At 47.1% G+C, this 8,646-nt stretch carries 8 protein-coding genes; 3 read left to right on the top strand and 5 right to left on the bottom strand.

The features are described from left to right. Positions 1-149: 149 nt before the first annotated feature. The 4 genes from CLOSYM_RS04530 to recA all read right to left on the bottom strand — a co-directional run bounded on the left by CLOSYM_RS04530 (position 150) and on the right by recA (position 4,444). Positions 150-713 (bottom strand): hypothetical protein, encoded by a 564-nt coding sequence (locus CLOSYM_RS04530; RefSeq protein ID WP_021641138.1) that lies wholly within the window; start codon positions 711-713, stop codon positions 150-152. A gap of 298 nt (positions 714-1,011) precedes the next feature. Next, positions 1,012-2,556 (bottom strand): ribonuclease Y, encoded by a 1,545-nt coding sequence (gene rny / locus CLOSYM_RS04525; protein WP_003499010.1) that lies wholly within the window; start codon positions 2,554-2,556, stop codon positions 1,012-1,014. Between the two features lie 149 nt (positions 2,557-2,705). Then, positions 2,706-3,311: a regulatory protein RecX gene (locus tag CLOSYM_RS04520; RefSeq protein WP_021641137.1), complete on the bottom strand. Its 606-nt coding sequence runs from the start codon at positions 3,309-3,311 to the stop codon at positions 2,706-2,708. A 38-nt stretch (positions 3,312-3,349) separates the two neighbouring features. Next, positions 3,350-4,444 (bottom strand): recombinase RecA, encoded by a 1,095-nt coding sequence (recA, locus tag CLOSYM_RS04515; RefSeq protein ID WP_021641136.1) that lies wholly within the window; start codon positions 4,442-4,444, stop codon positions 3,350-3,352. 364 nt (positions 4,445-4,808) lie between these two features. On the opposite strand from recA, the gene CLOSYM_RS04510 reads away from it, so the two are divergent. The 3 genes from CLOSYM_RS04510 (at position 4,809) to CLOSYM_RS04500 (ending at position 7,622) form a co-directional block, all read left to right on the top strand. After that, on the top strand, positions 4,809-6,155 hold the full coding sequence (locus CLOSYM_RS04510) for a TrkH family potassium uptake protein (RefSeq protein ID WP_003499016.1): 1,347 nt from the start codon (positions 4,809-4,811) through the stop codon (positions 6,153-6,155). Between the two features lie 27 nt (positions 6,156-6,182). After that, positions 6,183-6,827: a potassium channel family protein gene (locus CLOSYM_RS04505; RefSeq protein WP_003499018.1), complete on the top strand. Its 645-nt coding sequence runs from the start codon at positions 6,183-6,185 to the stop codon at positions 6,825-6,827. A gap of 171 nt (positions 6,828-6,998) precedes the next feature. Beyond that, positions 6,999-7,622, top strand: coding sequence for an undecaprenyl diphosphate synthase family protein (locus tag CLOSYM_RS04500; protein ID WP_003499020.1), 624 nt, complete (start codon positions 6,999-7,001; stop codon positions 7,620-7,622). Here the strand turns inward: CLOSYM_RS04500 and CLOSYM_RS04495 are convergent. Then, a complete protein-coding gene (locus CLOSYM_RS04495; protein WP_009296042.1) occupies positions 7,619-8,452 on the bottom strand; it encodes an MBL fold metallo-hydrolase in 834 nt (277 codons plus the stop codon). The genes CLOSYM_RS04500 and CLOSYM_RS04495 overlap by 4 nt on opposite strands. Between the last annotated feature and the right edge of the window lie 194 nt (positions 8,453-8,646).

Raw genomic sequence — 8,646 nt, 5'->3', positions numbered from 1 at the left:
CTTTTGGGCTGTCCTCTACTTTCTTTCACACTAATTCTCCTCTCTGCAATCCCTGTATTTTGTTTTAAACGTATACAATACGTCTGATTACTACTCTACTTTAATAAATCCGCCTGCTCTATGTGAACCGTATTTAAACAATAAATAAATTATTTTTCTTCCCCTACCCATGCCTCCTGGAAATGCTGCAGAAGTTCCTTGCTCTCGTCCTCATAGCCCCATAAAATGCCGCGTAAGGCCTTCAGCGCCTCGTTACGCCATCTAAAGTAGGTCGCCCGGTTAATTCTCGGTATCTTAGGGAAATGCGGCTCTAAGTTGTCTAAAATCTCTGAAACGTTCTCCGGCTTATAGGCCGATAAATAAGTATAGTAAATAACCCAGTAGAATTTCTCCCCCTGGGGATGATAGCGCCTCATCAGTTCCACCGACTCGTCAATCAGACGCAGGAACTTATTGGAGCTGCTAATCACTTCCACCCGCCCCCGGATATTAGCCGCATCCTCATTCAGATCCATACCGGCTTCATATATCTGGTTTAGAAATTCGTCCACGTCGGAACCATATTCAGCCTGGAATCTTCTCTTTACCTGTCCGATTTTGACCTGCATCCGCCAGTTGACGGAACGGTAGATTTTCAGCAGTGTGATAATGTCGTGATATGCCTCGTTGTCCTTGCCTGTATCTTTCTTTGTAATAACTCCTGATTTTCCCATGATTGCCTCCTGAATAAAATTCTATGGGCAAAATTGAAGACAAAAAAAGGACTGGATACGTATTTGAATCATTTCTATTCAAATACTGTCCAATCCTTTATTTTAAGAGGTTTTTAGTGTAATCTTTCATCAAATTTTTTACGCCAATTGCATTTTCCGTTTTACGCCAATTTTACGCCAATTAAGGCTAAAAATACAAGAACTTATAAGAAGTTATAAGAAATAAAAAAATGCCCCAAACCCGCATGAATACTGGATTCTTGCGGTATTTAGGGCATTTAGCTTTCACTCCGAACAATTACTTCGCGTAATCGGTGACTCTTGATTCACGAATTACATTGACCTTAATTTGGCCTGGATACTGAAGTTCTTCCTGGATCCTCTTTGATATATCCCTAGCCATCAGCACCATATCATCGTCGCTGACCTGCTCGGGTACTACCATAATGCGAACTTCACGTCCCGCCTGGATTGCGAAGGACTTGTCCACTCCCTTATAGGAGTTTGTGATATCCTCCAACTGTTTCAACCGGTTCGTATATGTCTCCAGAGTTTCCCTTCTTGCACCCGGCCTTGCGGCTGAAATCGTATCAGCAGCCTGGATCAGACATGCAATAAGGCTCTGCGGTTCAACATCGCCATGATGGGCCTCTACCGCATTGATTACCGTTGCCGACTCTTTGTACTTTCTGCACAGGGCAACACCTAATTCTACGTGAGTACCTTCCTGCTCATGGTCAACAGCTTTTCCAATATCATGTAATAAACCTGCGCGTTTTGCCGTGCGGACATCTACGCCTACCTCTGCGGCAAGCAGTCCTGCCAGCTGGGCTACTTCGATTGAATGCTTTAGTGCATTCTGTCCATAACTTGTTCTGAACTTCATCTTACCGAGAAGTTTTACAAGTTCCGGATGGATTCCATGGATGCCTACTTCCAGAAGAGCTGCCTCTCCTTCTTCGCGCACCATGGTTTCTACTTCTTTCTGTGCTTTTTCTACCATTTCCTCAATTCTGGCCGGGTGAATTCGGCCGTCCACGATCAGACGTTCCAAAGCGATTCTTGCCACTTCTCTTCTGATCGGTTCAAATCCGGAAAGTACGACTGCCTCCGGCGTATCATCAATAATAAGCTCTACGCCTGTCAGTGTCTCGAGGGTACGGATATTACGTCCTTCACGTCCGATAATACGTCCCTTCATCTCATCGTTGGGGAGCTGCACCACGGAAACTGTTGTCTCTGCCACATGATCGGCAGCACAGCGCTGAATGGCCGTTACAACATAATCTTTGGCCTTCTTGTCAGCTTCCTCCCTGGCTTTTGCTTCCAAATCCTTAATCAGTTTAGCAGTGTCATGTTTTACATCTTCCTCAACGGATTTGAGCAGATATTCCTTTGCCTGCTCGGAAGTAAAACCGGAAATTCTCTCCAGTTCCTGCGTTCCCTTTACATAGAGTTCTTCCACCTCTGCGGTTCTCTTCTTAAGGGCCTCTTCCCTGTTTGCCAGACCTGCTTCCCGTTTTTCCATTGCTTCGGACTTCTTGTCCAGATTCTCTTCTTTGCTCAGTACACGTCGTTCATAGCGCTGAAGCTCAGCTCTTCTTTCCTTTGTTTCTTTCTCAAGCTCATTCTTTGTCTTTAAGGACTCTTCCTTTGCTTCAAGGAGAGCTTCACGCTTCTTAGTCTCAGCAACTTTTAATGCTTCATCTATTATTTCCCTTGATCGTTCCTCAGCACTGCCAATTTTCGTTTCATACGTCTTTTGGCGGTAGTTGGTGGCCACAAACCAAGTAATAACAGCTACAATAATACTCGCAATGAGCGGAACTATTACTTGTGACACAGGAGCACCTCCTTATTTAGTTTTCATTGTACAAGAATACAACGATTTAATTTTAAACTGTTTTATACATTATGTCAAGTATATTAGAATCTGAAACCCTGTTTTCGTCACTATCTAACAAAGCTGGAAAAACGTTACTATATCGGAGGCTATTCCTCCTCAAAGGCCCCCATGGCACTGCGGATTTCCTCGAAGGAAAAGCCTTTCCTCAGCAGATATGCCATATGCTTCTGCTGTTCTTTCCTGTCGGTGCATTCCGGATCGTACCGTCTTTTTTTCAACAGGTTTTTAATCTGTCCGGAACTGTCGAGCTGCAGTTCCTCGCAAAATTCAACAATTGTCTCTTTATCGATCCCTTTTCTCAGCAAAGCAGCCATCAATTCGGTCCGGCTCTTGCGGCTGCCGTATAATTCAATATAGTTCCTTGCGTATTCACGGTCATCCAGATAATGATATTTATTAAGAAAGGACACCGCCTCCTCGACAGCCTCTTCCGGATAATGGCCTGACCTCAGCTTCTGCCTCACTTCGCTTTCCGTCTTTCCGGAACTCTTCAGAAGATAGAGCGATTTCTCCCTGGCACGTTTGCAGATCACGCCGTGTAATATCTCCTCATACACCGGTTCGGATATATCCTGCCCTGCTTCAATATGGTAATGCCGTATCTCCCCATTATATAAAACAAAGGCAAAGTCCCCATCAATGAAGACTTTGCTCCTTCGTTTATCAAGGGGCTCAATTTTGTCTACCGTCATTCTTAAGCCCTTTCGCAATTATTCCTTATATTATTTACTTATTTTGCCGGATTCTTCTGTGCAGGCTCCGCGTCGGCCTTTTTCTCAACCGGGGCCAGCCCTTTGTCCTTCTTCTCTGCCGTATCTCCGGCAGGACCGTCCGCCAATCCGTATTTTTGGCGTACCTTTGTTTCAATCTCCGCACAGAGTTCCTGATTGGCCAGAAGGAAATTCTTGGCATTCTCCCGGCCCTGTCCAATCTTACTGCCGCTATAGGCGTACCAGGCGCCGCTCTTCTCCACAATATCTTCCTTGGCAGCCAAATCCAGGATATCTCCCTCTTTGGAGATTCCTTTTCCAAACATAATGTCAAACTCAGCCTCTTTAAATGGCGGGGCAATCTTATTCTTTACAACTTTCACACGCACGCGGTTTCCTATCATCTCGCCGCCCTGCTTCAATGTCTCGATTCTTCTGACGTCCAATCGGACGGATGAATAGAACTTAAGGGCACGCCCACCCGTGGTGGTCTCCGGGTTACCGAACATAACTCCGACCTTCTCACGCAGCTGATTGATAAAGATAACCGTACAGTTTGATTTGCTGATGACAGCTGTAAGCTTACGCAGCGCCTGGGACATCAGCCTGGCCTGGAGGCCCACATGGGAATCTCCCATCTCACCGTCAATCTCCGCCTTCGGCACCAGCGCCGCTACAGAGTCCACAATCACAATATCAACCGCACCGGAACGCACCATGGTTTCCGTAATTTCCAATGCCTGCTCTCCGTTATCCGGCTGGGAAATATATAAATTATCGATATCTACTCCTATGTTGCGGGCATATACGGGATCCAGGGCATGCTCGGCGTCGATAAATCCGGCAATTCCGCCTCTCTTCTGCACTTCCGCCACCATGTGGAGGGCGACCGTCGTCTTACCACTTGATTCCGGTCCGTAAACCTCGACAATTCTCCCCTTCGGCACCCCGCCCAGTCCCAGCGCAATATCAAGGCTCAGGGAGCCGGTCGGCACCGTCTCTATATTCATGTTGGCCCCGGAATCTCCGAGCTTCATCACGGAGCCCTTTCCATAAGCTTTTTCTATCTGTGTCAGCGCGGCATCCAATGCCTTCATCTTATCATCTCTGTTCATCTCATCCTCCAACGATTTTCAATGCGAACAAACGTTCTCTTCATGTTCTTATAATAGTATAACTGACTTAAAATGTCAACCCTTATTTTCCAATACAGCAGACAGTAACACAGGGATTACGCGAAACGAAGACGGGGCCGGACGGACGGCCTGTCATACAAAAAAAGATACTGAATTGCGGCAGAACTTGCATATCTGATTTTTAGAAGTAAGGAAATTATATCATTTCAAATGCCTCTTGTCCATAAAGTTTCCTGTTTATGGTTGAATCATTACATTTTCTTACGTTGACATCCACGGCGGTTCTTTATATAATCAATAGGCAATAATAAATAATATCAAATTCAGGAGCTAATACAATAATATGATTGGAAAGCAAGTGTGGTCGCTGACTCCGGCCAAGATAATCCTTGGCGGTTTTTTCCTCATTATTATCACGGGAGCCGTTCTTCTGACCCTTCCTTTTGCATCGAAGACCGGTGAAGCGACTCCATTTATCGACGCTGTGTTCACGGCAACCTCAGCCACCTGTGTAACAGGCCTGATCGTCCATGACACGTACACCTACTGGTCCGTATTCGGGCAGGCGGTGATAATCATACTGATTCAGATTGGAGGCATGGGCGTGGTGACGCTTGCCATTGCCATCACAATCCTGTCCGGTAAAAAGATCGGCTTAAAACAGCGTTACGTAATGCAGGAATCCATCTCGGCGCCTCAGGTAGGCGGAATTGTCCGCATGACGAGTTTTATCGTAAAGGGAACCATTTTTTTTGAGGCCGCAGGAGCGGTCATCATGGCGTTTCAGTTTTGTCCGCAGATGGGCCTTATTAAAGGGATCTGGTTTTCCGTATTCCATTCCATCTCGGCATTCTGCAATGCCGGATTTGATTTGATGGGAGGCACCAGCGGTCCTACGACTTCCATCACCAGCTACACCGGAAACCCTCTTATCAATATTCCGATCATGCTCTTAATTATAATCGGAGGTATCGGTTTCTTCGTCTGGGACGACGTTAAAACCCATAAACTTCAGCATAAATATTATCATCTGCAGACAAAGATCGTCCTCACCACGACCTTCTGCCTGATTATGTTTCCGGCCCTGTTCCTGTTTCTGTTTGAGTTTTCCAGGGACTGCTGGGATGGACTCTCGCTGCAGGAACGATTTATGGCTTCCCTGTTTCAGTCCGTCACCACCCGAACGGCAGGCTTTAACAGCGTGGATTTGAATCAGCTTTCGGAGGCGGCCCAGCTGCTCGTGGTCATACTCATGATTATCGGCGGTTCCCCGGGCTCTACGGCAGGCGGAATCAAAACCACGACGTTTGCACTGGCAATTCTTTGTCTGCGTTCTGCGTTCCAGAACCAGGAAAGCATCCAGTGCTATAAGAGAAGGATACCTTATGATATCCTGCGAAATGCTATTGCCATACTGGCCCTTTACATCTCACTGATGCTGACGGCCACGTTCCTCATTACCTGGCTGGATGACGTGAATCTGATGGAGGCCGCTTTTGAAACCTCCTCGGCCGTGGCAACCGTCGGACTTTCCCTGGGGATCACCGGGGATTTAAGCACTTTTTCAAAAATTATATTAATATTATTAATGTATTTCGGCCGTGTAGGCGGCCTGACCATGCTTTACGCACTGACAAACCGAAAGAAGCTTCCGGTGCTGCTTCCTCAGGAACGCATCACCGTCGGCTGATTATCATGATATCTGGAGGATATATTAATGAAAACTGTATTAATCATCGGTCTTGGCCGTTTCGGCTCCACAATGGCAATGAAGCTCCATGAACTGGGTCACGAGGTTATGGCTATCGACACTTCGGAAGACAGGATCAACGCCGTCCTTCCGTACGTTACCAGTGCACAGATTGGCGACTGTGCCAATGAACAGTATATGAATTCCCTTGGGATCCGCAACTTCGATGTCTGTGTAGTGGCGATCGGAGATAATTTTCAAAGTTCTCTGGAAATCACCTCTCTTCTTAAGGATTTGGGGGCAAAATTTGTTCTCTCCCGGGCAAGCCGTGACATCCATGCCAAATTTCTTCTGAGAAACGGCGCCGATCAGGTGGTTTACCCTGAAAAAGAGATGGCAATCCGGTCAGCCGTCCGCTACAGCTCCGATAATATTTTCGACTACATCGAACTGACTCCTGAACATTCCATATATGAAATACCAGTCCCCGAAGGCTGGATCGGAAGAAGTATTATTGAAATGAATATCCGCAAAAAATATAACATTTCAATTTTAGCGGTTAAATACAATGACACCCTTCATCCCCTGCCGGGCGCTGATTATACCTTTAAAGCAAACGATGAACTGATTATTCTCGGTGCAAACCGCGACATAAACCGGTTTGTTTATTAAATACCGCAGCTAACCGGCCCGAACGGGCCCAGGCTGCCGTCTTCAATGCAGGCAGAGTGCGGACGCTTACCGGCGTACCGCCCTCTGCCTTTTATGATCGTCTTTTTCCTGTATAATCTTACCAATTCCGGTAATAATCCAATCAAATAAATAACTGCGGAGGACATCAAATTGAGAATACCGGAGCATGTGGGGATTATCCCCGATGGAAACAGAAGATGGGCGCTTCAAAAGGGCCTGAATAAAGAAGATGGATATGAGCGCGGCATTTCACCCGGCATGTCTTTATTCCACACCTGCCAGAAGCTGGGAATAAAGGAAATGTCTTTTTACGGATTTACGGCCGATAATACGAAACGTCCTTCCGTACAGCGCCTGGCCTTTACAAAAGCATGCGTTGCCGCCGTAAAGGTACTTTCGGAGGAAAACGCAAGTCTTCTGGTGGTCGGCAATACGGATTCCGCGATGTTTCCTAAGGAACTCCTGCCTTACACCACGAGACGGGATTTCGGAAAAGGCGGAATGAAAATTAATTTTCTTGTCAATTACAGCTGGGAATGGGATTTGGGATTAAAGAACGGGATGATTGGCCCAAAACTCGGAACTGCCGATGTTTCCCGCGTGGATCTCGTAATCCGGTGGGGAGGCAGACGGCGTTTGTCCGGTTTTCTTCCTGTCCAGTCGGTATATTCCGACTTCTATGTTGTGGATGATTACTGGCCGGATTTTTCACCGCGCCATGTGGAGGAAGCGATTTCCTGGTACTCCAGACAAGATGTGACGCTGGGCGGTTAAAGCTCCAGCGTCATTCCTGTCTCCACCAGACGGCAGCGTTCGCCAAACATTGTCTTCATTCTGCCGATGGCCTCAATGCCTGTACAGTGGACCGGCATGAGAATATCAAATTTACGTTTTTCAAGCTCCCCGGCGGTCTCTGTAATCCGCTGCACAGATGCGCCGGTTAAGTGCATTCCGGCAAAGACGCTGTGCAGCTTTTGGCCGGGAAATGCCTGTGACACGTATTCCAGACAATTCAGAATCCCTGGGTGGCAGCAGCCGGCAAACAGGCAGAGCCCTTTCCCTGTTTCAAAGAGAAGCATCTGTTCATCGTTCATGTAGTCCGGCCTTTTTTCCGGTCCGTCCTCAATGAAAAACTGTTCCGGCCTCTTTTCCAGACCCGGCGTATATGGGATGTCGCCAAGGACCCATACTCCCGGGGCAATCTCCTGCTTTCTTTCAGTCAGCCTGATCGAGCTTTCAATCAGTTCCCTTTTCCAGGGAATGCCTATGATGCGGTAAGTCCGGCGATCGCTGTTGATTGCCGTCTTACCCAAGAAGGCTGTCTCCCTGACATAGACGGGAGGCATATCTATCCCTGCCTTCCGATATTCTTCCGCCAGAAATTTGAGGCCCCCGCAATGGTCGAAATGGCCGTGGCTCAAAATAATCCCATTAAGCCCCATGAGCCGCTCCCCCAGCAGTGCCGCATTTTTCATGAATACGTCCGTCTGCCCGGTATCAAACAGCCAGCGCTTTCCTTCGTGTTCGATCAACAGTGACAGACCGTGTTCTGCGAGAAAGCCTCTTTTTCCCGCTGTATTTTCATTTAAAACCGATATATTCATGTTTTTCACCTCATTCGTAACAGTTCAGACAGCATGAACAGTTACCTTAATTCATCAGACTATCAGCCGCAGCCCGCTTTAGGCGGATTCTAATGTTACTATTCACGGCCCAATGTCTTTTCGTTAACAGTGCAATAGATTGGAGATTTAACTGAGGCCCGGAGGACGCATCCGGAACGGACCATGTCCGGTGT

This window comes from [Clostridium] symbiosum ATCC 14940 (assembly GCF_000466485.1).
In the GTDB taxonomy this organism is placed as follows: domain Bacteria; phylum Bacillota; class Clostridia; order Lachnospirales; family Lachnospiraceae; genus Otoolea; species Otoolea symbiosa.
The sequence above is the reverse complement of the archived record's forward strand: the minus strand, read 5'-3'. Positions and strand labels throughout refer to the sequence as shown.